At 36.7% G+C, this 25,503-nt stretch carries 21 protein-coding genes, 4 tRNA genes and 1 pseudogene; 13 read left to right on the forward strand and 13 right to left on the reverse strand.

The annotated features are described in order from the left end of the window. The first annotated feature begins 55 nt into the window (after nucleotides 1-55). From CZ225_RS11890 to CZ225_RS11905, 4 genes are all read left to right on the forward strand, one after another. Nucleotides 56-128, forward strand: a tRNA-Lys gene (locus CZ225_RS11890). Between the two features lie 30 nt (nucleotides 129-158). Beyond that, nucleotides 159-231 (forward strand) — tRNA-Lys (locus tag CZ225_RS11895). Nucleotides 232-400: 169 nt separating this feature from the next. After that, nucleotides 401-763: an ISAon1 family transposase N-terminal region protein gene (locus CZ225_RS11900; protein ID WP_077153107.1), complete on the forward strand. Its 363-nt coding sequence runs from the start codon at nucleotides 401-403 to the stop codon at nucleotides 761-763. 25 nt (nucleotides 764-788) lie between these two features. Then, complete coding sequence (locus CZ225_RS11905) at nucleotides 789-1,742, forward strand: ISAon1 family transposase (RefSeq protein WP_449374842.1); 954 nt, start codon at nucleotides 789-791, stop codon at nucleotides 1,740-1,742. 20 nt (nucleotides 1,743-1,762) lie between these two features. On the opposite strand, the pseudogene CZ225_RS11910 reads toward CZ225_RS11905, so the two are convergent. From CZ225_RS11910 to CZ225_RS11925, 4 genes and pseudogenes are all read right to left on the reverse strand, one after another. Continuing rightward, nucleotides 1,763-2,271: pseudogene (locus CZ225_RS11910) on the reverse strand (hypothetical protein); the annotation flags it as partial. A 314-nt stretch (nucleotides 2,272-2,585) separates the two neighbouring features. Beyond that, the gene (gene uxaC, locus CZ225_RS11915) at nucleotides 2,586-3,992 is read right to left on the reverse strand and encodes a glucuronate isomerase (protein ID WP_077154215.1); all 1,407 of its coding nucleotides are present in this window, start codon (nucleotides 3,990-3,992) and stop codon (nucleotides 2,586-2,588) included. A 672-nt stretch (nucleotides 3,993-4,664) separates the two neighbouring features. After that, entirely contained in the window at nucleotides 4,665-5,192 is a 528-nt protein-coding gene (locus CZ225_RS11920; RefSeq protein WP_077154216.1) for an FHA domain-containing protein, read from the reverse strand. Between the two features lie 18 nt (nucleotides 5,193-5,210). Continuing rightward, entirely contained in the window at nucleotides 5,211-6,269 is a 1,059-nt protein-coding gene (locus tag CZ225_RS11925; protein ID WP_077154217.1) for an HU domain-containing protein, read from the reverse strand. A gap of 91 nt (nucleotides 6,270-6,360) precedes the next feature. Here CZ225_RS11925 and rfbC point away from each other — a divergent pair, with 91 nt between their 5' ends. Genes rfbC through CZ225_RS11940 form a run of 3 tightly spaced genes read left to right on the forward strand, consistent with a single transcriptional unit; the run spans nucleotide 6,361 to nucleotide 9,077 of the window. Then, nucleotides 6,361-6,909, forward strand: a complete 549-nt coding sequence (gene rfbC, locus CZ225_RS11930) for a dTDP-4-dehydrorhamnose 3,5-epimerase (RefSeq protein WP_077155802.1) — start codon at nucleotides 6,361-6,363, stop codon at nucleotides 6,907-6,909. Between the two features lie 20 nt (nucleotides 6,910-6,929). After that, on the forward strand, nucleotides 6,930-8,243 hold the full coding sequence (locus CZ225_RS11935; protein ID WP_077154218.1) for a UDP-glucose dehydrogenase family protein: 1,314 nt from the start codon (nucleotides 6,930-6,932) through the stop codon (nucleotides 8,241-8,243). Nucleotides 8,244-8,279: 36 nt separating this feature from the next. After that, the gene (locus CZ225_RS11940; protein ID WP_077154219.1) at nucleotides 8,280-9,077 is read left to right on the forward strand and encodes a DUF4738 domain-containing protein; all 798 of its coding nucleotides are present in this window, start codon (nucleotides 8,280-8,282) and stop codon (nucleotides 9,075-9,077) included. 11 nt (nucleotides 9,078-9,088) lie between these two features. Here CZ225_RS11940 and CZ225_RS11945 read toward each other — a convergent pair whose 3' ends face one another. Both CZ225_RS11945 and serB read right to left on the reverse strand, forming a co-directional pair. After that, nucleotides 9,089-10,345, reverse strand: a complete 1,257-nt coding sequence (locus tag CZ225_RS11945) for a DEAD/DEAH box helicase (protein ID WP_077154220.1) — start codon at nucleotides 10,343-10,345, stop codon at nucleotides 9,089-9,091. Between the two features lie 47 nt (nucleotides 10,346-10,392). After that, nucleotides 10,393-11,622 (reverse strand): phosphoserine phosphatase SerB, encoded by a 1,230-nt coding sequence (serB, locus tag CZ225_RS11950; RefSeq protein WP_077154221.1) that lies wholly within the window; start codon nucleotides 11,620-11,622, stop codon nucleotides 10,393-10,395. 266 nt (nucleotides 11,623-11,888) lie between these two features. Here serB and CZ225_RS11960 point away from each other — a divergent pair, with 266 nt between their 5' ends. After that, nucleotides 11,889-12,392 carry a redoxin domain-containing protein gene (locus CZ225_RS11960; RefSeq protein ID WP_077154222.1) on the forward strand — a complete coding sequence of 168 codons (504 nt, stop codon included), beginning with the start codon at nucleotides 11,889-11,891 and terminating at the stop codon, nucleotides 12,390-12,392. A gap of 165 nt (nucleotides 12,393-12,557) precedes the next feature. Here the strand turns inward: CZ225_RS11960 and CZ225_RS11965 are convergent, their stop codons facing one another. Genes CZ225_RS11965 through lon form a run of 3 tightly spaced genes read right to left on the reverse strand, consistent with a single transcriptional unit; the run spans nucleotide 12,558 to nucleotide 17,251 of the window. Further along, nucleotides 12,558-13,655 carry an LptF/LptG family permease gene (locus CZ225_RS11965; RefSeq protein ID WP_077154223.1) on the reverse strand — a complete coding sequence of 366 codons (1,098 nt, stop codon included), beginning with the start codon at nucleotides 13,653-13,655 and terminating at the stop codon, nucleotides 12,558-12,560. A gap of 3 nt (nucleotides 13,656-13,658) precedes the next feature. Continuing rightward, nucleotides 13,659-14,789, reverse strand: a complete 1,131-nt coding sequence (gene tgt / locus CZ225_RS11970; RefSeq protein WP_077154224.1) for a tRNA guanosine(34) transglycosylase Tgt — start codon at nucleotides 14,787-14,789, stop codon at nucleotides 13,659-13,661. Beyond that, complete coding sequence (lon, locus tag CZ225_RS11975; RefSeq protein WP_077155803.1) at nucleotides 14,786-17,251, reverse strand: endopeptidase La; 2,466 nt, start codon at nucleotides 17,249-17,251, stop codon at nucleotides 14,786-14,788. Before lon ends, tgt begins: the two co-directional genes overlap by 4 nt. Before the next feature lie 214 nt (nucleotides 17,252-17,465). On the opposite strand from lon, the gene CZ225_RS11980 reads away from it, so the two are divergent. After that, nucleotides 17,466-18,179, forward strand: coding sequence for a tRNA1(Val) (adenine(37)-N6)-methyltransferase (locus CZ225_RS11980; RefSeq protein ID WP_077154225.1), 714 nt, complete (start codon nucleotides 17,466-17,468; stop codon nucleotides 18,177-18,179). A 51-nt stretch (nucleotides 18,180-18,230) separates the two neighbouring features. Here the strand turns inward: CZ225_RS11980 and CZ225_RS11985 are convergent. Beyond that, a tRNA-Pro gene (locus tag CZ225_RS11985) sits at nucleotides 18,231-18,305 on the reverse strand. Nucleotides 18,306-18,340: 35 nt separating this feature from the next. Continuing rightward, nucleotides 18,341-18,415 (reverse strand) — tRNA-Pro (locus tag CZ225_RS11990). Nucleotides 18,416-18,812: 397 nt separating this feature from the next. Here CZ225_RS11990 and CZ225_RS11995 point away from each other — a divergent pair. Next, a complete protein-coding gene (locus CZ225_RS11995) occupies nucleotides 18,813-19,001 on the forward strand; it encodes a hypothetical protein (RefSeq protein ID WP_077154226.1) in 189 nt (62 codons plus the stop codon). Between the two features lie 25 nt (nucleotides 19,002-19,026). On the opposite strand, the gene CZ225_RS12000 is transcribed toward CZ225_RS11995, so the two are convergent. Continuing rightward, nucleotides 19,027-20,307: a sensor histidine kinase gene (locus CZ225_RS12000; protein ID WP_077154227.1), complete on the reverse strand. Its 1,281-nt coding sequence runs from the start codon at nucleotides 20,305-20,307 to the stop codon at nucleotides 19,027-19,029. Next, a complete protein-coding gene (locus CZ225_RS12005; protein WP_077154228.1) occupies nucleotides 20,304-21,671 on the reverse strand; it encodes a sigma-54-dependent transcriptional regulator in 1,368 nt (455 codons plus the stop codon). Before CZ225_RS12005 ends, CZ225_RS12000 begins: the two co-directional genes overlap by 4 nt. Before the next feature lie 195 nt (nucleotides 21,672-21,866). Between CZ225_RS12005 and CZ225_RS12010 the strand changes: the two genes are divergently transcribed. The 3 genes from CZ225_RS12010 (at nucleotide 21,867) to CZ225_RS12020 (ending at nucleotide 25,417) form a co-directional block, all read left to right on the forward strand. Beyond that, nucleotides 21,867-23,342, forward strand: coding sequence for a TolC family protein (locus tag CZ225_RS12010; protein WP_077155804.1), 1,476 nt, complete (start codon nucleotides 21,867-21,869; stop codon nucleotides 23,340-23,342). A gap of 27 nt (nucleotides 23,343-23,369) precedes the next feature. Further along, nucleotides 23,370-24,620, forward strand: coding sequence for an efflux RND transporter periplasmic adaptor subunit (locus tag CZ225_RS12015; protein WP_077154229.1), 1,251 nt, complete (start codon nucleotides 23,370-23,372; stop codon nucleotides 24,618-24,620). Nucleotides 24,621-24,742: 122 nt separating this feature from the next. Beyond that, nucleotides 24,743-25,417 carry an ABC transporter ATP-binding protein gene (locus CZ225_RS12020; protein ID WP_077154230.1) on the forward strand — a complete coding sequence of 225 codons (675 nt, stop codon included), beginning with the start codon at nucleotides 24,743-24,745 and terminating at the stop codon, nucleotides 25,415-25,417. The last annotated feature ends 86 nt before the right edge of the window (nucleotides 25,418-25,503 follow it).

Here is a 25,503-nt window from a genome sequence, read left to right on the forward strand (position 1 = left end):
TGTTTGGACAAATGAAATAAAAGACCTACTTTTGCAACCGCAAACGAGGAAAAAAGCACTCTTAGCTCAGTTGGTAGAGCAACTGACTCTTAATCAGTGGGTCCAGGGTTCGAATCCCTGAGGGTGTACAAATATTTGTTGGCAATTATAATAATTTCGCACTCTTAGCTCAGTTGGTAGAGCAACTGACTCTTAATCAGTGGGTCCAGGGTTCGAATCCCTGAGGGTGTACGAAGATAATTAAGGAGAGCTTTTTTAAGTTCTCTTTTTCTTTTTTTATTACTTGTCATTTTACGGGTCAATCCGAAAACTGGGGTCAGTCCGAAAATCCTGTGGGTATGTTATGTTAATACGCGAAAGTAATCTATCTTTGCGGTTAGATTTTAACAACAACAATCCAATGAATTCTAGTCGCACCCTACATAAGTTACTACGAGTCATCTTCCCCGAAGTTTTAATGGAGTATTTTGAGATTTCCGGTTGGCATGACGACTCTGCCAAGATCGAAGTTTGGCTTGATGAAAAGAACTACCTGGAACGTTCCGATTACAAGAGTGGAACTGTGATTTCACATGGTTTTACAGATGAGAAAGTTATCCAGGACTTTCCTCTTCGTGGCAAACCGGTTTATCTCCACGTAAGACGTCGCCGCTGGTATGACAAGGCTAGCGGGGAAACGTTTTCCTATACCTACGATGATCTTACTGCCGAAGGGACGAAACTCACTCCTGAGTTCGTTGCTTTTTTAAAAGAAGAAGATTGAAACTACGGCGGCCAGTATAAGCTCCATAGCAGATGCTTATGGGGTAAACGGTAAACAGTTAACTTCACAGTACAAGGAGTTTATCAGTGCATACAGACAGTGGGACCAGTTGGATCATGCTTCAGACTATGTCCTGTTCAAGCAGAACCTGGGTCCCAGCCTTTGTATTGACGAGACTTCCTTGAGCTGCGGAGAATTATATACTGTTGTCACTAACCGTGCGGGGCGTGGTGGCAGAGGCACCCTTGTGGCCATGATACGTGGCACGAAGTCTGAAGACGTCATCAAGGTGCTTGAAATGATTCATGTCTCCAAGCGCAAGACGGTCAAAGAGGTCACTTTGGATCTTTCGCCGACCATGATGCGGATTGTCCGAACGGCTTTTCCCAACGCCACTATGACCAATGACCGGTTTCATGTACAGAAGCTCTTTTATGAGGCAATTGATGAACTCAGGATTACTTATCGCTGGATGGCACGGGATCTGGAGAACGATGAAATTCAGCGGTGCAGGGAGCAGGGTATAGAGTATGTTCCGTTTCGATATGCCAATGGCGATACCCGTAAGCAGTTGCTGGCCAGGGCTAAACATCTACTTGTCAAGCATTTTAGCAAATGGACTGAATCCCAAAGAATACGTGCGGAAATCATATTCGAACAGTATCCGGAATTGAAATCAGTTTACGACTTGGCTATAGAGTTGACCAATATATATAATAAGCACTATGACAAGAATGTGGCACGTGGAAAGCTTGCCTTGTGGTACAATAAGATAGAAAAGCTTGGATACGGATGTTTCAGAACCGTAACGAATACCATGCAGAACTATTATGAAACAATACTAAACTATTTCGTTAACAGAGAAACGAATGCATTTGCAGAATCATTCAATGCAAAAATCAAAGCCTTCAGAGCACAGTTTAGGGGAGTCGGAGATATACCTTTCTTTATTTTTAGATTATGCAAACTAACTGTGTAAATTTAACATACCCACAGGATTTTCGGACTGACCCGAAAACTGCTGTACCAATCAACCAGATTCCTATCCATGTTTTCAAGGCTCTTACAATCGGGTGTCTGAATGAAACCTAAAGTCATGCTGGTTATGGGTCGATGACTCCGATGCCCGTGATTTCCAATCCACGCTTATACTCCCTTACACAGCCTGCCCAGAAGTAACCAATCCAAGGTGTCTTATGGTCTGACTTGGGAATGTAGGAAGGATCAATGGCAATGGCTTTTCTTTTGCCTGTAAGATGTTCGCTGATGATTGAATCGTTGAATGCAAACCAGTCGAAAGTTGCGTTTTCAAAAAGGTTGCGGTAGGTCTGTTCCGAAAAACGTCCATACTTGCCCAATTGAAGGAAATTGATGCGATCCGGTATAACCATGAATAATTTCATTGTATCCATGAAGGTCTTTTCAAAAGGTTTGTGTATATTTACGACTGATTTGAGAGCCGACAGGCACTCAGATTGGTATTGCATAAGGAGTGTTTCTTTAGTCATAATCAGAAGAGTTCAGAGACTTCTAATTTGCTAAAGAACAACGAATTATGAATATATTTTCTCTTTATTATCAGCTGATTAGCTTCTTTCCCGATCACAATTCTTAATACTTAACCATTCGTTTTTGACAATATTTCAATGATCTCGTTAATATTATCGAACTAGCTTTTGCTGGTTCTAATGTTTAATTTTAAAGTTTCGGTAAAATTTACCGAAGTATTATTCTGATTAATAAAAGAATTATAACTAAAAAACGCTGTCCAAGCTAATAATAACTTTAGGACAGCGTTTTATAGTAAATGAATCTTTAACAGTTAAAACTTAAAAAAGTTCTTCGCATTATTATAACTGATATCTTCAATCATCTGGTTCACTTGTTCCATTTCAGATGCAGGGATTTCTCCATTTTCTATGTCTCGTCCCACAAGATTACATAACGTACGACGGAAATATTCATGGCGCGGATAAGAAAGGAAAGAGCGAGAGTCTGTGAGCATACCTACAAAACGACTTAAAAGGCCTAATACAGATAGTGCATTCATTTGTTTTTCCATGCCATCTTTCTGATCAAGGAACCACCATCCGGAACCGAATTGAATTTTGCCAGGAATAGAGCCATCCTGGAAGTTACCAAGCATTGTTGCGATCATTTCATTGGCACAAGGATTCAAGTTATATAAAATAGTTTTTGTTAATTTACCGTTAGTATTTAAACGATCGAGGAATTTGGACATTGATTTAGCCGTTGTAAATTCACCGATAGAATCAAAGCCAGTATCAGGACCTATTAATTTGAACATTTTGGTATTATTATTCCGTATAGCACCGTAATGATATTGTTGTGTCCATCCTTTTTCCCAATCCATTTCTCCAAAGATAATCAGCATTGCTGATTTAAACTTCCGAATTTCTTCTTTTGATAACTCTGTACCACCATATACTTTATTAAAGATAGCTTTGATTTCTGCATCAGTGTAATCTTCAGCGTAGAATTCCTCAATTCCATGATCAGATAAACGGCAACCTTGTTCTGCAAAAAAGTCATGGCGTTTACGAAGAGCAACAATCATGTCATCAAAATTGGAGATGCTGGTATTGCTTACAGCTGAAAGCTTCTCTACATACAAACGAAAGTCGGCAGGAACTTCAATAGCCATTGCTTTATCAGGACGCCATGTAGGTAACATTTTGATTTCAAATCCACTTTCACGTGTTTTAATATGATATTCCAACGAATCTATCGGATCATCAGTAGTACATACTACTTCCACATGATACCGGCGCATCATTCCTCGAGCTGAGTATTCCGGTTGAGCTAATTTTTCATTACATTCATCGTAGATTTCACGTGCAGTTTGGGAATTTAATATTTTGTTGATTCCAAAAGCTGTTTTTAATTCCAGATGAGTCCAGTGATATAAGGGATTACGAAATGTATAAGGAACTGTTTCAGCCCACTTCTCAAACTTCTCCCAATCTGTAGTATCCTTACCTGTACAATAGCGTTCGTCTATACCATTGGTACGCATAGCACGCCATTTATAGTGGTCGCCACCTAACCATATTTCAGTAAGTGACTTAAATTGATAATCGTCAGCTACCATTTGAGGACTTAAGTGACAGTGATAGTCAATAATTGGCATTTTAGCCGCGTGTTCGTGGTATAACTTCTGTGCAGTTTTTGTCTGCAACAAAAAGTTCTCGTCCATGAAGTTTTTCATTTTACTGTGTTTTTAGTATATACAATTATTACTTTTTAAATTTATGCTTATATAGTATTGATAATAAATATGATATGAGTATAAAAAAGATTCAACTTTACCAACCGTTATCGAACACAAAAATAAAATATTTACTTATAGTAACAAAATAATTCATATATTTGCGATGATTATTTATAATATTTAAGTTTTAGGCTATGAAAGACTAAAGCTATAACATTAGGATATGTTTTCTATGTTTTCGCAGAGAAGGAGAGTATTAGATGAAAATTATTATCTACCTGATGTATTTGTTAAAAGTGAAAAGACAATACCATATTTTTTAAGCGATCAATGAATGCTTTTTAAAAGAAGAAAGTACAGTTTTACCGTAATATTTGATATTTATCTAGTTTGCTTGGCTGAATAGAGAATTATAATATATTAATGCATTTTCTTTGTCGGATAGTCTATTTCTCTGGTGATATCAAATAACTATAGTTTAAAATCTAATTGGTTTCTCGTACATGAGTTATTGGGTTCACGTACGTGATCCATTCGCTTCACGTATGGGAACCCAATAGACCTCGTACGAGAAGCGAAGTTATAAAACTCTCAAAATAGATTAATATGATTTTGTATTAGACTAAATAATAGCAAGAAATACATAAGATTTCTTGCATAATTTACACTTTATTCTGCAGTATGTAGTATAAAGGTAGTAGCTCCAATAGTGACAATAGCTCCATCTTCAATACGAATCTGGTCCTTATCTCCTAATATTTCATTCATAAGAAAAGTGCCGGTGAGACTGGGAGCGTCTCTTAATGTGTAAATCAACTTTCCTTGTTTATTACGTTTTATATTAATAATACAATGACGCCGATCCATACTCATATCACCGCTTTCTATCGGAGTATTAATAACCGTACCTATGCAACGACGACCAATAACATTGTCACCTTCTTGTAAGGGAAGGACCTGTTTATATCCAAATACATTTTCGATCACTGTGATATACCCAAATTCCTCTTTGAGAGCTTCTGCTTCTTCTTCCAGATTTTCTTCTTTACGAAGGGCTTTTACTTTACTCTTTCCAAGCCGGATACTAAATTGTTTACCGCAATGTTCACATTCGAATACGAGTGATTGACCTTCACTGTATTTAGTTTCATCAAAATATAGATAATTCTCGCATTTGGGACAAAGAACTCTTTTCATGTTTTTAAAAGGGGATTTTTATTTTACCAACAACCAGGCACTTTTATAAGTTTCATTCTTTCTTATTTCCAATAATTGCTTAGTTGCTTCTTCGCGATTATTGAATGAGCGGATACTTACGCGTACTTTTCCGTCATTATTTAAAACCATAGCTTCGGCAAATCCTTTAGTTTGTAACTGGTTAGCAATTGTTTCTGCATCTTTCTGACTGATTCCTCCTGCAACAATTATATGGAAAGGATTATTGACCTGAGGATGAGATACTTTTACTATAGGAGCTTTCGGTTTGGCAACCTTTATTTCTTTTACTATAACCTGTTTTGTTAGTTGGCTTTTATCAGTTACAACCTTTTTAGATTGGGGTGTAGTCGTTTTTTGAGAATTCTGTTGAGCAGTTTTTGGTTGTACTTGAACAGGAGTCATTGCTACTGATTGATTTTCAAAATGCTCAAATAATTCGGTAGGAAGAAGTTGAGCGTAATTATTCTTTTGAATATACGTATTCTCTACAGGAGTTGAGAAAGCAAAGAATAATACGATAGCAGCAATCATAGCAGCAGCATTACGTATAAAGGTACGATTAATGCTGATCTCATAGGTCTTCTTCTTTGGGGATAAATAAGCTGGCACCAACACTTTCTCTTTTTGTTGCAGTACAGAAAGCTCTTGCATCTCAAAAGTGTCGAGTCCGTAAAGAGAAGGAGTCGTAATCTTATAATCATAAGGTACGAACTCAAAATTACCATAAATATTATAATGGATTTCGCCAATATTATCCAAATGTACCTTTCCTTCTTCATGAAGAAGTCCGATTAATTCAGCTACTTCCTTTTCTACTAATCGGGCAGCATCGGAGAAACTGGTATCATGCACTGACATATAGGATTGAACCAATACCCCGTCATTTAATCTCAATTGCGGATTAAAACCGACGATACGGGTAGGAGGTAAAAAAAGATTTTCTTCTTTTATATATGAAGCGGGTGCATAGTGAGCTACGAAACCGCCCAAATTGGGAACGATTACACAATCGTTTTCTAATAAGAGTGATTCTATATGTTGTGCTAATTCTATCATGTGTGCAAAATTAAGAGATAAATTGCATATATCCCAGAAAACTGCGAAAAATTCACTACTTTTGCATCGTTTTATTTATCACTTATTAGCAATGAACTATATACAAACAGAAATAGGCGGAGTCTGGTTGATAGAGCCAAAGGTTTTCTCCGATGAAAGGGGATATTTTATGGAAGCATTCAAGCAAGATGAATTTGAAGCGAACATTGGTCCGGTAAATTTTATACAGGATAATGAATCAAGATCTTCTTTCGGAGTATTGAGAGGGTTACATTATCAAAAAGGAGAATATAGCCAATCGAAATTAGTACGCGTTATCAAGGGAAAAGTATTGGATATTGCGGTTGATTTACGTCAATCATCGCCCACCTTTGGAAAGTATATCAGTGTATTGCTTAGTGAAGAAAATAAAAGGCAGTTTTTCATACCTCGTGGATTTGCACACGGCTTTGCTGTGTTGAGTGAAGAAGCTATTTTCACGTATAAGGTAGATAATAAATATGCCCCTCAAGCGGAAGCGTCTATTATATATAATGATGAAACATTAGGAATAGATTGGTTGTTGGCAGAGTCTCAAATGTTGTTGTCTCCAAAAGATAAGCAGGGAATAACATTTAAAGATGCTGTTTATTTTGAATAAAGTTCTAACAAATAATAGATATGAAAATAGCAATTGTAGGGACCGGATACGTTGGATTAGTAACAGGAACGTGTTTCGCTGAAATCGGTGTAAATGTAACTTGTGTAGATACCAACAATGATAAAATAGAATCTTTAAAGAAGGGAATTATTCCTATCTATGAAAATGGATTGGAAGAAATGGTGCTTCGAAATATGAAAGCGAAACGTCTGAAATTTACAACTTCCTTGGAAAGTTGTTTGAATGACGTAGAAGTTATATTTAGTGCTGTAGGAACTCCTCCGGATGAAGATGGTAGTGCTGATCTCAGTTATGTATTGGAAGTGGCACGTACAATTGGACGAAATATGAACCAATATAAATTGGTGGTAACTAAAAGTACGGTTCCCGTAGGAACTGCCCGTAAAGTTCGTGACGTTATTCAGGAGGAGTTAGATAAAAGAGGCTTGGATATTGCATTTGATGTAGCTTCCAATCCGGAATTTCTGAAAGAGGGAAATGCTATCAATGACTTTATGAGTCCGGATCGTGTAGTAGTTGGAGTGGAATCAGAGCGTGCCGAGAAACTGATGTCTAAGTTATATAAGCCGTTTTTGCTTAATAATTTCAGAGTTATTTTTATGGATATTCCTTCCGCTGAGATGACTAAATATGCTGCGAACTCAATGTTGGCCACCCGTATTAGCTTTATGAACGATATAGCTAATCTTTGTGAATTGGTTGGGGCTGATGTCAATATGGTTCGGAGTGGTATTGGTTCTGATACCCGTATAGGACGTAAATTTTTGTATCCGGGTATTGGATATGGGGGATCTTGTTTTCCTAAAGATGTAAAAGCTTTAATTAAGACAGCTGAGCAAAATGGATATACAATGCGTGTGCTTAGTGCTGTGGAGGAAGTAAATGAACTACAGAAAGGTGCTTTATTTGATAAGTTGATGAAGCAATTTCATGGTAATTTAGAAGGCAAAAACATTGCTTTATGGGGATTAGCATTTAAACCGGAGACAGATGATATGCGAGAAGCTCCGTCGTTAGTGCTGATTGATAAGTTATTGAAGGCTGGTTGTCAGGTTCGTGTATATGATCCTGCTTCAATGCAGGAATGTAAACGACGAATTGGAGATATTGTTTATTATGCTTGTGATATGTATGATGCCGTACTTGATGCCGATGCATTGATGTTGGTAACAGAATGGAAAGAATTCCGTTTGCCTTCGTGGGCCGTTATCAAGAAAACAATGACCCAGCAGATTGTATTGGATGGTCGTAATATTTATGACAAAAAAGAAATGGAAGAACTTGGATTTATTTATTCATGTATTGGAAAATGAGATAAATAGAGTATTTTTCGCACAAATATTAGACAAATGGCAAAGTATATAGCGATATCGTTTATAGCGATTTTGCTTTCGGCATGTAGCAGCAGTAGCAAAAAGTCAGAATCTTCTCCACAAAAAGAAGATTTAAATGCCAAAGAATTACTGCAAGGTATCTGGGTAGATGATGAATCAGAAGAACCGCTGATGTATGTAAAAGGAGATACAATTTATTACGCTGATGCGCAAAGTACTCCAATTACATTTAAAATTATCCTAGATACTCTTTATACGTATGGCAATGATACTACTTGTTATAAAATAGATAAGCAGGCAGAACATATTTTCTGGTTTCATTCTATGGTAGATAATACGATTAGACTACATAAATCTGAAGATGAGAATGATTCTTTATCTTTCGTCAATCGGGCAACAGTGATTCCTATTTATACAGAAGTAACGAAACGGGATAGTGTCGTGAATTACGATGGTATTCGTTATCGTGCTTATGTTTATATTAATCCTTCCCAGATGAAAGTGAAGAAGACGACTTATTCAGTGGATGGATTGAGCATGGATAATGTGTATTATGATAATGTAATGCACATTTGTGTCTATGAAGGAAAGAAGAACCTATTTGCAAGTGATATAACCAAACAAATGTTTGATAAGGTGGTTTCTGCAGATTATTTGAAACAATCAATTTTGTCTGATATGCATTTTATAAAAGTAGACCGGAATGGTTTCCATTATCAGGCTGCTTTGTCCATTCCGGAAAGTTTGATTTATAATATGGTGAACTTAACTGTTAGTTTTGATGGTAAGTTGACTATATCTTCTGTTAAGTGAGTTTGAATGTTCTAGTTCTTTTGAGGAGAAGGGCGGAAATTTCCTTTTTTCGTGCTCGGTCTTTTCCCGCGAAAGTTTTTTCTTTTATAGTCGGATTCCCTTCTTTCAAATGAACGCGGTCTATACTCCGGAGCTTCGCCCAGTTCTATTGGAATAGGAATCTTATAAATATCTTTCTCGAGGAAGTTCTCAATATTTTTAAAATTTGTCTGTTCTTTCTCGCTAACAAAAGTAATTGCCACTCCATCATTATTAGCACGTGCTGTACGTCCAATACGGTGTACATAATCTTCACTATCATGTGGCACATCGAAATTGATGACTAATCGTATGTCGTCAATATCAATACCACGTGCAACAATATCAGTCGCAACCAAAATATTGATTCTTCCCGCTTTAAATTCGTACATAACAACTTCCCGTTGAGCTTGTTCCAAATCCGAATGCATTTCTCCGACATTCAATTTCATCATTTTAAGTGCTTTAGTTACTTCTTTTACTTTAATTTTAGAAGAAGCAAAAATGATAACACGCTCTGGAACTTCATCAGAAAATAGACTCCGTATGATTCCTAGTTTTTGATTTTCATAACAGATATATGCTGCCTGGATAATTTTATCGGCTGGGCGTGAAACTGCAAGTTTAACTTCTACCGGATCATGCAGTATAGTCTTTGCTAATTGTTGTATCTTGGCAGGCATAGTAGCCGAAAACATAATTGTTTGACGTTCCTTCGGCAGATATTTCACGATTTGCATGATATCATCATAGAAACCCATATCAAGCATACGATCTGCTTCATCTAATATAAAATAAGAAACCTTGGAAAGATCTACATATCCAAGGCTTAAATGTGCAATTAGTCGTCCGGGAGTAGCGATAACTACATCAGCACCCAAAGTTAATCCCTTTTTTTGCTGCTCAAATAATACCCCATCATTTCCACCATATACGGGAACACTTGATATAGGCATGAAATAAGAGAAGCCTTCCATTTGTTGATCTATTTGCTGAGCTAATTCCCGCGTAGGAGACATTATGACACAATTAATAGCATCCTCCGGATGACCTCCTTCGGATAATCTATTAAGGACGGGGAGTAAGAATGCTGCGGTTTTACCAGTGCCGGTTTGTGCTACTGCTATCAAATCTTTACCTTCAAGTATTATTGGAATTGCTTGCTCTTGTATAGGCGTACACTCGTCAAATCGCATTGCATCAAGTGCCTCAAGCACATTTACGTTCAGTTGTAGTTCGGAAAACTTCATTATCTCAAATTATTTGCCAACAAAGATAGAATAATTTTTGCTCTCAATTACATATTTAAATAAGAATCTTTGAATCCCAGAAAATAGAGTACTCCATCCAATCCAATAGTATTGATCGATTGTTTCGCATTCGCTACAACTTTCGGCTTTGCATGGAAAGCAATACCCAGTCCGGCAACTCCTAACATAGGAAGATCATTTGCTCCATCGCCAACAGCTATTGTTTGAGCTATATCCACTTTCTCCACTTGAGCTATTAGGCGAAGAAGTTCTGCTTTTCTTTTGCCATCAACGACGTCTCCTAAATAACGTCCAGTCAGCTTACCGTCTATTATTTCCAATTCATTCGCATATACATAGTCAATGCCGTATTTCTTTTGTAAATACTGTCCGAAATAAGTAAAACCTCCTGAAAGAATAGCAATTTTATACCCATATTTTTTCAAAACATACATCAATCGATCCACTCCTTCGGTGATCGGCAGACTTTCAGCGATCTCTTCCATTACAGACTCATCCAACCCTTTTAAAAGAGCTACACGACGTGTGAAACTTTCTGTGAAATCTATTTCTCCACGCATGGCACTTTCAGTGATTGTTTTTACTTCTTCACCTACTCCTGCACGTATAGCCAATTCATCAATAACTTCTGTTTCGATCAATGTAGAATCCATATCAAAACAAATCAGACGACGCATGCGACGATACATATTGTCTTGTTGGAAAGAAAAGTCCATTTCTAGCTCACTAGCAAGCTGCATCAATCGCTCTTGCATAGCAATCCGATCTTTCGGAGTTCCTCGTACTGAGAATTCTATGCAGGCGCGGGTAGGGGTATCAGTCTTACCTTCGTCCAAAGGGATACGTCCTGTTAAACGTTTGATCGCATCTATATTCAAACCTTGCTCTGCTAAGACACTAGTTGCAGCAGATATTTGTCGTGCAGATAGTTTACGTCCTAATACAGTCAGTATATATCGGTTTTTACCTTGCATTCCTACCCAATTCTCATACTGTTCTGTAGTGATAGGCTCAAATCGGATGCTTACTCCTAATGATGAAGCTTTGAACAATAATTCCTTCATAATGAATCCAGAATGTTGTTCTTCACTTTTGAAAAGGATTCCCAATGATAAGGTGTTATGAATATCTGCTTGACCGATGTCAAGGATTGTAGCGTCATATTTAGCCAGAATTTCGGTTACAGAAGCTGTCAGCCCGGGACGGTCTTCACCGGTAACCCTAATCAAAATTAATTCAGTATTTGATGGTTGCATAAGAAGTTGACTTTTATCGTGCAAAAGTAGAGAAAAAAGTTTGTTTTTATGCTAAATAACATAAAAAGTTAGGTCTATAAAGCAAGAAATCAACTTGTTTTCTTGGAAGTTAATTTAATAATTACTTACCTTTGCACCCGGTTTCAAAAATAAAGGCACTGATAATCAGCGGATTCCTCTTCGCCTGATGCCTGGAAAGATGATGTTTCGGGAAGAAACCACTGTTTGAGGACAGTCCCGGATAGTATTAACCAAAACCGACTTACATGAGACATGTAAAATGGATTTTTGTTGTATTACTGATTTGTTCTTTGACTGCTTTCGTTGAGAAAGACAAACCTACCGGAGGTTTGAGTGCGGGTGACGTAGCCCCTGATTTTAAAATCGAATCTACGTCAGAAAAGCAACCTTTATTTAAGCTAGCTGATATGAAAGGTAGATATGTGTTGCTTAGTTTTTGGGCAAGTTATGATGCGCAATCCCGGATGCGGAACGTGAGTTTGAGCAATGTGCTTCGTTCTTCCCATAATGTGGAAATGGTTTCTGTTTCGTTTGACGAGTATAAGTCAATCTATGAGGAAACTATTCGTAAGGATCAAATAGTTACGCCCACTTGTTTTGTAGAAACAGAAGGCGAAGGTTCCGGATTATTTAAGAAGTACCGTTTGAATCGGGGATTCACTAACTATTTATTGGATGGAAATGGTGTGATTATTGCCAAAAACATCTCTGCTGCAGATCTTTCTGCTTATGTAAAAAAGATTGGCTAACAATCTTTTGATGTGAGGAGAAAGTAGAATTTTCCAGATCGTCTTTCGGCGAGATGATGGAGAATAGACAAAAGAGGAAATGAATACAACAAAAAAGTTCCGCCTGTTCTTGCTGACTGCAATGAATAGGCGGAACTTCTATTTTAGATTTATACTTTTATTGTTCTATTTTGGAGCTTTCCTATACAAGAAAAATGCTATACCTGCATAAAGAATATTTGGAATCCATACAGCAATAAAAGGAGGTACATTTCCATTAACAGCAAAAGTTGAAGTTACTGTCTGAAATAAGATATAAGAGAAACTTAGTCCTAGCCCAATACCTAAATGAAGCCCCATACCGCCTTTGGTTTTTCGAGAAGAAAGAGAAACACCAATGATTGTTAGAATGAAAGATGCAAATGACATTGCAATTCGTTTATGATACTCAATCTCAAACTCTTTTATATTGGCGAATCCTCTTCGTTTTTGTTTATCAATGTATTCACTCAATTGAGGGCTGGTAAGCATTTCTTGCTGGTTCTTCATGATCAAAAAATCAGAAGGATCCATGTTAATGATAGAGTCTATCCGATCTCCCTTAGTGATTGTTTCTTTCAATCCATCCAGCTCTCGAATCATATAATCGTGAATAGTCCATTTATTAACGGTCGTTGTATCATATGTGATACGTCGTGCTGTCAGATGTGAAACTAATTTTTTATCAACAAATTTATCCAGTGAAAAACGATTACCGGTTTTTAGAGCATCATTATAGCTATTGATATAGGCAATCACCCCATCAGCTACTTCCAGCTGCACATTTTGTGCAGTATTCTTTTTTTTAGGTTTAATATATCTATCCTCGAAATTCAAACGTGTTACACTTCCCCTGGGAATAATATATGAACTCAACGTAAAAGTTATCATTGCAATAATAGCCGCAGAAATCATATATGGACGCATCATTCGCTTGAAACTCATGCCAGTAGAGAACATGGCAATAATTTCGGAATTCTCAGCCAATTTAGAAGTAAAGAAAATAACAGCAATGAATACAAATAGTGGACTGAATAAGTTTGAAAAATAGGGGATAAAGTTCATGTAATACTCGACAATGATTTTATTCCATGGAGCCTCATGTTCCATCAACTTATCCATTTTCTCATTAAAGTCAAATACTACTGCAATGGAAATAATTAATGCAATGGCAAATACGTATGTCCCCAAGAATTTCTTGATGATATACCAGTCCAGCCGTTTTAAGAATCGATTGCTTTTCATTTCTTATAATCTTGATGACACCTTTTTTACCATCATCGGTTTCCATGTAGAAAAATCTCCGGCAATGATATGCTTTCGTGCTTCTCCCACCAACCATAGATAGAATGCTAAATTGTGTATGGAAGCAATTTGCATTGCCAATAATTCTTGTGCATGGAATAGATGACGCAAGTAGGCTTTGCTATATAATGTGTCTACAATGGAGGCTCCGTCAATCTCAATAGGAGAGAAGTCTGTTTCCCACTTCTTGTTTCGCATATTGATGATACCGTCTTTGGTAAATAACATACCGTTTCTTCCGTTTCGGGTAGGCATAACACAATCAAACATATCCACGCCACGTTCGATTCCTTCAAGTATATTAACAGGGGTACCAACACCCATCAGATAACGAGGTTTGTCTTTAGGAAGAATCTCATTAACAATCTCGATCATTTCATACATCTTATCTACAGGTTCGCCAACCGCCAGCCCTCCAATAGCATTACCGTCGGCATTCTTAGAGGCAATGAATTCTGCAGATTGTTTACGCAAGTCCGGGTATACACATCCTTGTACAATAGGAAAAAGTGATTGTTTATATCCGTATTTAGGTTCTGTCTCGTTAAAACGCTGGATACAACGGTCAAGCCATCTATGAGTTAATCCCAATGATTTCTTGGCATAATCATAATCGGAATCTCCCGGAGGACATTCGTCAAAAGCCATCATGATATCGGCACCAATCGTACGTTCAATATCCATTACTTTTTCAGGAGTGAAGATGTGCTTACTTCCATCGATATGTGAACGAAACTCTGCACCTTCTTCTCTAAGTTTGCGAATACCGGCTAAAGAAAATACTTGAAATCCACCACTATCGGTCAGCATTGGACGATCAAAGCCATTAAAACGGTGTAATCCACCAGCTTTTTCAATAACGTCTAATCCCGGACGCAAATATAAATGATAGGTATTCCCTAAAATAATTTGTGCCTGAATATCTTCCTTTAATTCTGTCAGATGTACTCCTTTTACTGTGCCTAAAGTACCTACAGGCATAAAGATAGGCGTTTGTATTTGCCCGTGGTCTGTTGTTATCAGACCGGTACGGGCATTACTTTTAGTGTCTGTATATTGTAACTCAAATGTCATTCCTGGCTGGGTTTCTTTACAGATAAATCAATAGCGTCAGAAACTTTCTCATCAGTTAATGCAATGGCAAAAACTTCTCTTATATCGTTTACATAGTGGAAAGTGAGTCCTTTCAAATAAATATCCTGAATCTCGTCAATGTTCTTTTTATTTTCGGAACTCATGATAATCTCTTTAATTCCGGCACGTTTGGCTGCTAATATTTTTTCTTTGATACCTCCTACAGGAAGCACTTTACCACGAAGAGTAATTTCTCCGGTCATAGCAATGTTGGCTTTCACTTTACGTTGTGTTAAAGCAGAAGCTAATGATGTAGCCATCGTTATGCCGGCTGAAGGACCATCTTTAGGGATTGCTCCTTCGGGCACATGAATATGAATATTCCAATTCTCAAAAATATCTTCTTCTAAATTAAGTATAGAAGCATGAGCTTTGATGTATTCAAGTGCCAACATGGCAGATTCTTTCATCACATCTCCAAGGTTACCGGTTAATGTAAGACGTCCGCCTTTACCTCGGCTTAAGCTGGTTTCAACAAAGAGAATTTCACCGCCAACTGCTGTCCATGCCAATCCTGTGACAACACCTGCATAATCGTTTCCTTGATATTTATCACGTGTATATTCCGGTGCACCCAAAAAATCATAAAGATCTGATGGCTTAATCTCTTTCTTGGCAAAGTAGCCATCCGTTGCATATTGGCGTGCTGATTTACGAAGGATCTTACCTATCTTTTTCTCTAATTCACGTACGCCGCTTTCACGAGTATAAGATTCGATGATAGCTTCCAACGTTTCTTTAGGGAATTTAATATCTGTCTTATTCAGCCCATTTGCTTCCAATTCCTTTGGGAGTAAATGTTTACGAGCAATCTCTATTTTCTCTTCTGTGATATATCCGCTGACTTCTATTAATTCCATGCGATCGAGCAATGGACCAGGGATTGTATTTAGATTGTTAGCAGTGGCAATAAACAATACTTTGGATAAATCATAGTCTACATCCAAAAAATTATCATGGAAAGACGTATTCTGTTCAGGATCGAGTACTTCCAATAATGCAGAAGACGGATCACCTTGACGATCAGCACTAACCTTATCAATTTCATCAAGAATAAATACAGGATTAGATGCGCCTGCTTTGATCAAGCTTTTTATAATACGTCCAGGCATTGCACCTATATATGTTTTACGGTGACCACGTATTTCTGCTTCATCGTGTACACCACCTAAAGACATACGTACATATTTTCGTTTCAATGCAGAAGCAATAGATTTACCCAGCGATGTTTTTCCAACTCCCGGAGGGCCATACAAACAAATAATCGGTGATTTCATGTCACCTTTGAGTTTCAGTACTGCCAAATGTTCCAAAATGCGTTCTTTTACTTTCTCTAGTCCGTAATGATCCTTATTCAACGTCTTTTCTGCATTCTTCAGATTCAGATTATCAGTTGTATAAGTTCCCCATGGAAGGTTCAGCATTGTTTGCAGATAGTTCAGTTGTACACTAAAATCTGGTGATTGTGGATGAGTGCGTTCCAATTTAGCCAACTCTTTCATGAAAGTTTCCCTGACCTCAGCATTCCAACGCATCCTTTCTGCTTTCTGACGCATTTCTTCAATTTCCTGCTCTTGACCGCCACCACCTAATTCGTCTTGAATCGTCTTAATCTGTTGCTGTAAGAAATATTCTCTTTGCTGTTGATCGATGTCTTCACGAGCACGCATCTGGATAGATGCTTTGATTTCTGCTAACTGAACTTCACGGTTCAGAATCTCCAAAAGATGATATGTACGTTCTCTTAAAGAATTGATAGCTAATAAATCCATCTTCTCGTCCTTTTTAAAGGGGAGATTGGAACAGATGAAATTAACTAAAAACATCGAATTACTGATATTCTTAATGGCAAATGTAGAATCCTGATGCATTATATCCGATGATTTGATGTAACGCATTGTCAGGTCTTTACACGTTTCTACCAAAGCTTGGAACTCTTTATCATCTTTATTGGGTATTTCTTCATTTAGAAGCTCTATTTCTCCCTTTAAATAAGGATGGATTTCTATGATGTCTTTCAGTTGCATACGTTTCATTCCTTGTAGAATGACGGTGGTCGTTTGATCCGGCATCTCAAGTACACGTACAATTCGCCCTACAGTGCCAATAGTATGTAAATCTTCTAACTTAGGATCTTCTATCTGAGCAGATCTTTGGCATACAACTGCAATATCTTTATTTTTCTTCTCGGCATCACGAACCAGTTTTAATGATGTTTTCCGTCCAACAGTTATCGGTAGAAATACTCCAGGAAACAACACCATATTACGAAGGGGGAGGACCGGAAGAATTTCACCTGATTTTACATTCACATCAAACGCATGTTCGTCGTTTCCATCATAGTCTGTGATAAGTGAGAAGTTGTTATCACTTACATCTTCCAATAAATATTTATCTTTCATCATTTCGTTTTAATTTAGTTTATGTCATAACTGATATGCATAAATCGTTTGCAAAGTTAATTGATTCTCTCTAATAATAAAGCGCATGTAGGATAAAAACACAAAAACAATGCCAAAATTTCAAAGGGCAAAGGATATATTCCATAATAATTATTTATTTTTGGCGGTTTTCAGTAAAATATGAATAAGAAACAGGTTTAGAATAGAGAGAATTATGTCGAATCCTTATTTTCAATTTAAACAGTTTGTCGTATGGCATGACAAATGTGCCATGAAAGTTGGTACTGATGGAGTATTATTAGGTGCTTGGACCTCTATTCAAGGAGCTCATCGAATTTTAGATATTGGAACAGGTACGGGATTGGTTGCATTGATGTTAGCTCAACGCAGTTTGTCAGACTCCTATATTGTTGCACTTGAGATTGATGTAGCTGCCGCTGAACAAGCAAAAGAAAACGTGTCTCGTTCTCCTTGGAAAAATCGAATAGAGGTTTTACAAACTGATTTTATATTTTATCATTCTGCTGAAAAATTTGATGTTATTGTTTCTAATCCTCCTTATTTTGTCGATTCTTTAGCTTGCTCAGATCAACAACGAAATACAGCACGACATAATAACTCATTGACTTATGAAACATTATTTAAAGGGGTGTCAGAGCTACTTGCAAAAGAAGGAAGGTTTACGATTGTTATTCCTTCAGATGTTGTGGACAGAGTGAAATTGATTGCCATTAATTATGGAATATATGCTTTCGAACAATTGAATGTGATAACAAAACCTGGGGGAACTCCTAAACGGACATTGATTTGTTTTTCATTCAAGAAACAAGTATGTTTGATTGAAGAGCTTTTGACGGAAGTGTCCAGGCATCAATATAGTGAAGAATATATTGCTTTGACGAGAGAGTATTATTTAAATATGAAATAAAATAAGACCTTTATAATAGCTTAAAGCAAATATAAAGGTCTTATTTTATCGTCGGGGTAGCGGGATTCGAACCCACGACCCCCTGCTCCCAAAGCAGGTGCGCTAACCGGACTGCGCTACACCCCGAAAAACTTTTAATCGAACTTCCTCTTTCTTTATCGTCGGGGTAGCGGGATTCGAACCCACGACCCCCTGCTCCCAAAGCAGGTGCGCTAACCGGACTGCGCTACACCCCGATACTTTTATAAGGTTGTTCTTTTCAAAAGCGGTGCAAAGATAGGGAGGATTTTTTAATTAACAATAGCAGAATGAAAGTTTTTTCTTTATTAATTTTCAAAAAGCTGAAATTCACTAGTTTGCAAACTAACTTTTTTTTGGCAGAGATCATAAATATCATAAGACGCCGCAGTTACATCTTTCTTTTCTGGGATTGAGTTTAACTAGACTGTATAATTGGGGGCTCAACAGAGAATACAAAAGAACCTCTTATTGTTAGTCAGATGTTTATTAGCGGACAAATATCAATAAATGTATGAGAATTATGCTAAATAGCAAAAAATATCTTAAGATTCAATGAACTATTTTTCTTTATTTTCTGTTAGCAGAATAGAAACTTAAAAACAGAAATGTCATATGGAAACAAAAAAATTAGAAGAAACGAAAGAAACGCCATTGTTGGAACAAAAAGGATATGAGCGAATCGTAAATGAAATAGCACCAGTACAACAAACAGAAGCTTACCGCCAACCAACTCAAAAGGTGGTGAAAGAAGCTGTGAAAGAATTAAATCCTGATTTGAACAGTTTAGGTAGTAGAGGGTGATAATCATCCTCTGCTATAATAATCGTTAAATTTTAGGAAAGGTCAGGTTGAAACTGCTTCCTTTTCCAGGTTCTGATTTTACAGAAATACTTCCTTTATGCAGAGTCATTATTTGTTTGCATAGACTTAATCCAATGCCTGATCCTGATGTTTTTGTGGTAAAGAAAGGAACAAATATTTTATCCAATACGTTCGGTAATATTCCTTCTCCATTATCAGATACAGTTAAGGTAATAGTATGAGTAGAATGAGAACTTATTTTAATTTCAATATTTTTATTTGTTTTCCGGCTACATGCTTCGTGTGCATTTTTTAATAAGTTAATAAGTACTTGTTCTATTTGTGTTCGATCTACATATAGGAATATGTCGGTTGAAGGAATTTCAATATGAAACTGTTCTTCAGGAAATAGCTTTTTTAAATCAATGAATAATTCAGTAATAGAAACGTTGCTGCATACGGGAGTAGGGATACGAGTTAAACGACGGTAATTTTCTACGAATTCCAATAATCCTTTACTTCTTCTATGGATAGTTTGCATAGCTTGTAACATGATGGAATATTCTTTCTCGCTGTATTGGTCTGGAATACCTCTTTCGCTTAGTGTTTCTGAAAGAGATATGATTGGAGTAATTGAATTCATAATTTCATGTGTTAGTACCCGTATCAATTTCTGCCAAGCTTCCATTTCGTTCCGCTCCAATACTGAATGGATATTTTTTAAGCTGATAAGGTATTTCCTTTTTCCAGTCGAAATAAATATGGTACATGAAATAGTCATCTCTAAAATAGTTCCGTTTTGTTCCAGTCGAACTACAGAAGTGTCTGGTGAAATTGCAGCCCTCTGTAAATTTTCCGGTAATTGTACTATTTGGCCTAAATGATTAATAGCAGTCTGGTTCATCCATTCTATATAACCTGTTTTGTCTGTAACCAAAACAGCTGTATCTACTTTATTTAATAAATTTTCATAATATTGGTGTTTAACTTCTTCTGCTAACAACCTTTCCCGAAAATCTTTTAAAGCTTCTGAAAGTTCTTTAGACCATTCATTCATTATCTTATTTCTGAATGGAGGGTGAAAAGTTTGCATTAAGTCATTGTAACGTAGGCTATCTGTGAGTCGTCGTAACAAAGATATTTGTTTAAATTGCATACGGTAGAGATTCATACTAGTAAGTATTAGCAATAAAACACTAATAGAGGCACTGAACCATAAATGTTTTTGAAATAGTAGATAACCACCAATAGATAATAATACAATCAGTATTATGTGTAGAATGACTCTAGCTGCAAATTGCTTCATAAGCCTAATTTTTCTAGTTTACGATATAAAGCAAACCTTGTAATACCTAAATATTCTGCAGCTCGTGAAATGTTACCTTCACTGAGTCGCATAGCTTTTTCAATAGCTTGACGTTCCAGTACTTCCAGATTTAAGAATTCTTCTTCCTCTTTTTTCTGCTTGGAAGTATTATGAAAAAGAAAATTATCAGGTTTTAATAGTGAACCATCTCCCAGAATAACCGCACGTTCCATGGTATGTTGCAATTCTCGTACATTTCCGGGCCAAGAATATTTTAAGAGTTTATTTTTTGCTTCTCTTGTCAAACCGCGCATTTCTTTCTTATATTTCCTGGCATAACGGTCTAAAAAGTACTCGGCAAGCAGAATAATATCATTTCCTCTATCACGAAGTGGAGGTATATGGATTTCAATAGTATTGATGCGATAAAGTAGATCCTGACGAAAATTTCCTTCTTCTACCATATGACGAATATCCGCATTGGTTGCACATATTAAACGGACGTCAATAGGTACAGTTTGTGTACTTCCCAAACGACTAATATATCGCTTTTCAATAGATGTAAGCAGTTTCGATTGCATTGGAAGAGAAAGATTCCCAATTTCATCTAGAAAAAGTGTTCCATTCGTTGCCACTTCCATTCGTCCAGCTTTTGACTTCTTAGCATCAGTAAAAGCTCCTTTTTCAAATCCGAACAACTCGCTTTCGAATAATTGTTCAGGAATACTTCCTAAATCAATCGTCACAAAAGGTTTATTACAACGTGGAGAACAACAGTAAAGTAAATGTGCAATAACATCTTTTCCAGTACCGTTTTCGCCTAAAATAAGAATATTTGCATCTGTTTCACTTAGCTTTTGTATAGTAGAAAAGACTTCTTTCATCGCAGGAGACTCACCAATTATTTCATGATCAAAAGCATTCTGTTTACTTAAAACTTCTACTTGTTCTTTCAATCTATTAATTTCCTTTCTCGATTGTCGTAAGCGCATTCCTGAAGTTAGAGTCGCTAACAATTTTTCTTTTTCCCAAGGTTTAGGAATGAAATCGGTAGCTCCAGCTTTGATAGCACGTACTGCTTTATCTGTATCAGCATAGGCAGTCATGAAAATAACAACAGCTTGAGAATCTATTTCTAAGATATGTTCAAGACTTTCAAATCCTTCTTGTCCACTGATTGCATCGCGACTGAAATTCATATCAAGTAAAATAATATCTGGTTGGAAAGTATTCATGAAATATTCGATACGATCAGGGGTAGTAGCAACTTTTATCTTTTCCGCATATGGTTCCAGCAATAAATTGAGGGCGAAAAGAACGTCTTCATTATCATCTACAATTAAAATTTTTCCTATTTTATCCATTTTAATATGATTTCTAACTTCTTCGCTACAAAAGTAGTTATAATTTAAATGTGTTGTATGTGCGAATACGCACTATTTTTGTGCGGAATTGCACGATGTGTTGCTGCTTGTCATAATGTTATATGTTTAATATACAATTATTTATTTATTTGGCATAGCTTTTGAATAATTCTATTAAAAGAAGATATGCTGGATATGAACCGACGAATATTACTTATAATAGTTATCCAATTAATACTAACCGGACAAGTATTAAGTCAGAAACGTATCATGGAGATTTCGCTAGAACAAACGGTGGAATTAGCAAAGAATCAATCTCCTGATGCACAAAATGCTCAACACAGCTTTCGTTCTGCATATTGGAATTATCGTTATTACCGTGCTAATTATTTGCCAGCGTTAAGTTTAAGCTCAAACCCTAATTTGGATCGAGCTATTAATAAAGTAACTTTATCTGATGGTTCTGTTAAGTTTGTAGAGCAAAATTTATTGAATACAGATTTAAGTTTCAATCTTTCTCAAAACATATCCTGGACGGGAGGTTCTTTATTTTTAGAGACTTCTGCTCAACGAATGGATATTATAAATGACCATCTATTTTCTTGGCAGACATCACCTGTTATGTTAGGATATAAACAATCACTTTTTGGATATAACAGTTTGAAATGGGACCGTCGCATAGAACCTTTACGATATAAGGAAGCGAAAAAAAGATATGTAGAGACGTTAGAGTTGGTTGCCGCACGTGCGACGTCAAAATTCTTTTCCTTGGCTACAGCACAGAGCAATTATGAAATAGCTAATTTTAATTATGCCAATGCAGATACGCTTTATCGATATGCGCAAGGACGTTATAATATTGGTACCATAACTGAAAACGAAATGTTACAATTAGAGTTGAACCGATTGACTGAAGAAACTAACCGTATGGATGCACGTATAGAAATGGATAATTGTATGCAAGAGCTTTGTTCTTATTTGGGAATTAAAGAAGAAGTAGAAATTCGTGTGAATGTTAGTTCCAAAGTTCCTGATTTTAATGTGAATCTTGATGAAGCACTTGCATTAGCTTATGAGAATAGCCCGGATATAGATGCAATGAGTCGTAGGAAGTTGGAAAGTACAAGTGCGGTGGCTCAAGCCCGTGCTAATGCTGGTCTTAAAGCAGATATTTATCTACGTGTCGGTTTGACACAGACTGCAGATAAATTACCGGAAGCCTACCGCCATTTATTGGATCAACAGCACGTTAGTGTCAACATTTCACTGCCTATTTTGGATTGGGGAAGAGGAAAGGGACAAGTCCGGGTAGCACGCTCTAATCGTGATTTAGTTTATAACCAAGTAGAACAGGAATTGACGGATTTCGAACTGAATGTACGTAAATTGGTGAAACAATTCAATTTACAGATACAAAGAGTGCGTATTGCAGCCAGAACAGACGAGACGGCACAACGGAGAAATGAAGTTGCCCGTAAACTTTATTTGTTGGGGAAATCTTCAATTCTTGACTTGAATGCTTCCATTTCAGAGAAAGATAGTGCCCGGCGTAATTATGTATCAACTTTATATAACTATTGGAGCCTGTATTATACACTTCGTAGTATGACGTTATTTGATTTTGAACATAATACAAAACTAACTGAGGATTATAATCTCCTGATTAAATAAAGTTAAACACAGAAATACTAATATATTATGGATATAAAACTAGAAAAAAGACCTTGGTACATTCGTTATAAATATTACTTAATAGCAGGTGTTTTATTTGTCATATTTCTGATTTATATAGTGACGCTCTCTTTAGGTCCTAAAAAGCTTCGTATTGATACTGATAATATTCAGATATCAGAAGTGAAAGAAGATAAATTTATGGAATATGTGGATGTAGAAGGGTTAGTCCAACCTATCCTTACTATAAAAGTCAATACTCGTGAAGCGGGCAGCGTGGAACGTATTGTAGGCGAGGAAGGAAGCATACTTCAGGTGGGAGATACAATTCTGGTTCTTTCTAATCCGGATTTATTACGTAGTATTGAAGATCAGCATGATGAGTGGGCGAAACAAATGATCACTTATCAAGAACAGGAGATTGAAATGGAACAGAAAAGCCTTAATTTGAAACAACAAGCTTTGACAAATAGCTACGAATTGGAACGTTTGAAAAAAAGCATAGCTCTTGATCGGGAAGAATATCAAATGGGAGTAAAGAGTAAGGCGCAACTACTAGTAGCAGAAGATGAATATAATTATAAACAGAAAAGTGCTGTATTGCAGCAGGAGAATTTACGCCATGATTCCGCCGTTACAATGATTCGCAAAGAGTTGATTCGGAACGATCGAGAACGGGAACAGAAAAAATATGAACGTACTCGTGAACGACTTAATAAATTGGTGGTGACTGCTCCTATTAAGGGGCAACTTAGTTTTGTAAAAGTAACTCCTGGGCAACAAGTTTCTTCTAGTGAAAGTATTGCAGAGATTAAAGTTTTGGACCAATATAAGATACATACTTCCCTTAGTGAATATTATATTGATAGAATTATTACCGGTCTTCCGGCTACCATTAATTATCAGGGAAAAAAATACCCTTTAAAAATAGCCAAAGTAGTTCCTGAAGTGAAAGACCGTATGTTTGACGTAGATTTGGTTTTTACGAGTAATATGCCAGATAATGTAAGAGTTGGCAAAAGTTTTCGTGTTCAGATTGAATTAGGACAACCGGAACAAGCACTTGTCATTCCGCGAGGAAATTTCTACCAAGCTACAGGTGGGCAGTGGATATACAAAGTTAATGAATCCAAGACTAAAGCAATTCGCATGCCTTTATCTATTGGTCGCCAGAATCCTCATCAATATGAAATTACAGAAGGTTTACAGGCAGGAGATTGGGTAATTACAACAGGATATGATACCTTTGGCGATGCTGAAGAATTAATACTCAAATAAAGGTGTATTATTTTAGTATATTATAAAGAAATTGCCAAGTACATTTAGATGTTTGGAAGATTGTGCACCTTGATCCAGTAGTAGTAACAAAAAACGAATAATAATATTAGAGCTTTACGATTATGATCAAAACAGTTAATTTACAGAAGATTTTTAAGACAGAAGAAGTAGAAACTTGGGCTTTGAACAACGTAAGTATTGAAGTAAAGCAAGGTGAATTTGTAGCCATAATGGGACCATCCGGTTGTGGAAAATCAACTTTGCTCAATATTCTTGGACTGTTGGATAATCCGACAGGAGGGGAGTATTATTTGAATGGTACAGAGGTTTCCAAGTTTACGGAATCACAACGTACGAATCTTCGTAAAGGAGTGATTGGGTTCGTTTTTCAAAGTTTTAATTTAATCGACGAGTTGAACGTTTATGAGAATATTGAGTTACCACTTCTTTATATGGGTGTTTCAGCCTCTGAACGCAAAAAGAGAGTGGAAACGGCAATGGAACGAATGGCTATAACTCACCGTAGCAAACATTTCCCTCAACAACTTTCCGGAGGTCAGCAACAACGGGTTGCTATTGCACGTGCTGTAGTCGCTAATCCTAAATTGATTCTTGCTGATGAACCGACCGGTAATTTGGATTCAAAAAACGGAAAAGAGGTAATGGGGTTATTGAATGAATTGAATAAAGAAGGAACAACGATTGTTATGGTAACTCACTCACAGCATGATGCTGGCTATGCAGATCGAATTATTAATTTATTCGACGGTCAGGTAGTGGCAGAAGTTAGTATGTAATACTTATAAACTATTTATGATAAAATACAGTTATGGCAAATCCGTATAGCTAGCTGTACGATTCAATTCGGGAACTTTTATGAAAA

This window comes from Bacteroides bouchesdurhonensis, from assembly GCF_900155865.1.
GTDB classification, from domain to species: Bacteria; Bacteroidota; Bacteroidia; order Bacteroidales; family Bacteroidaceae; genus Bacteroides; species Bacteroides bouchesdurhonensis.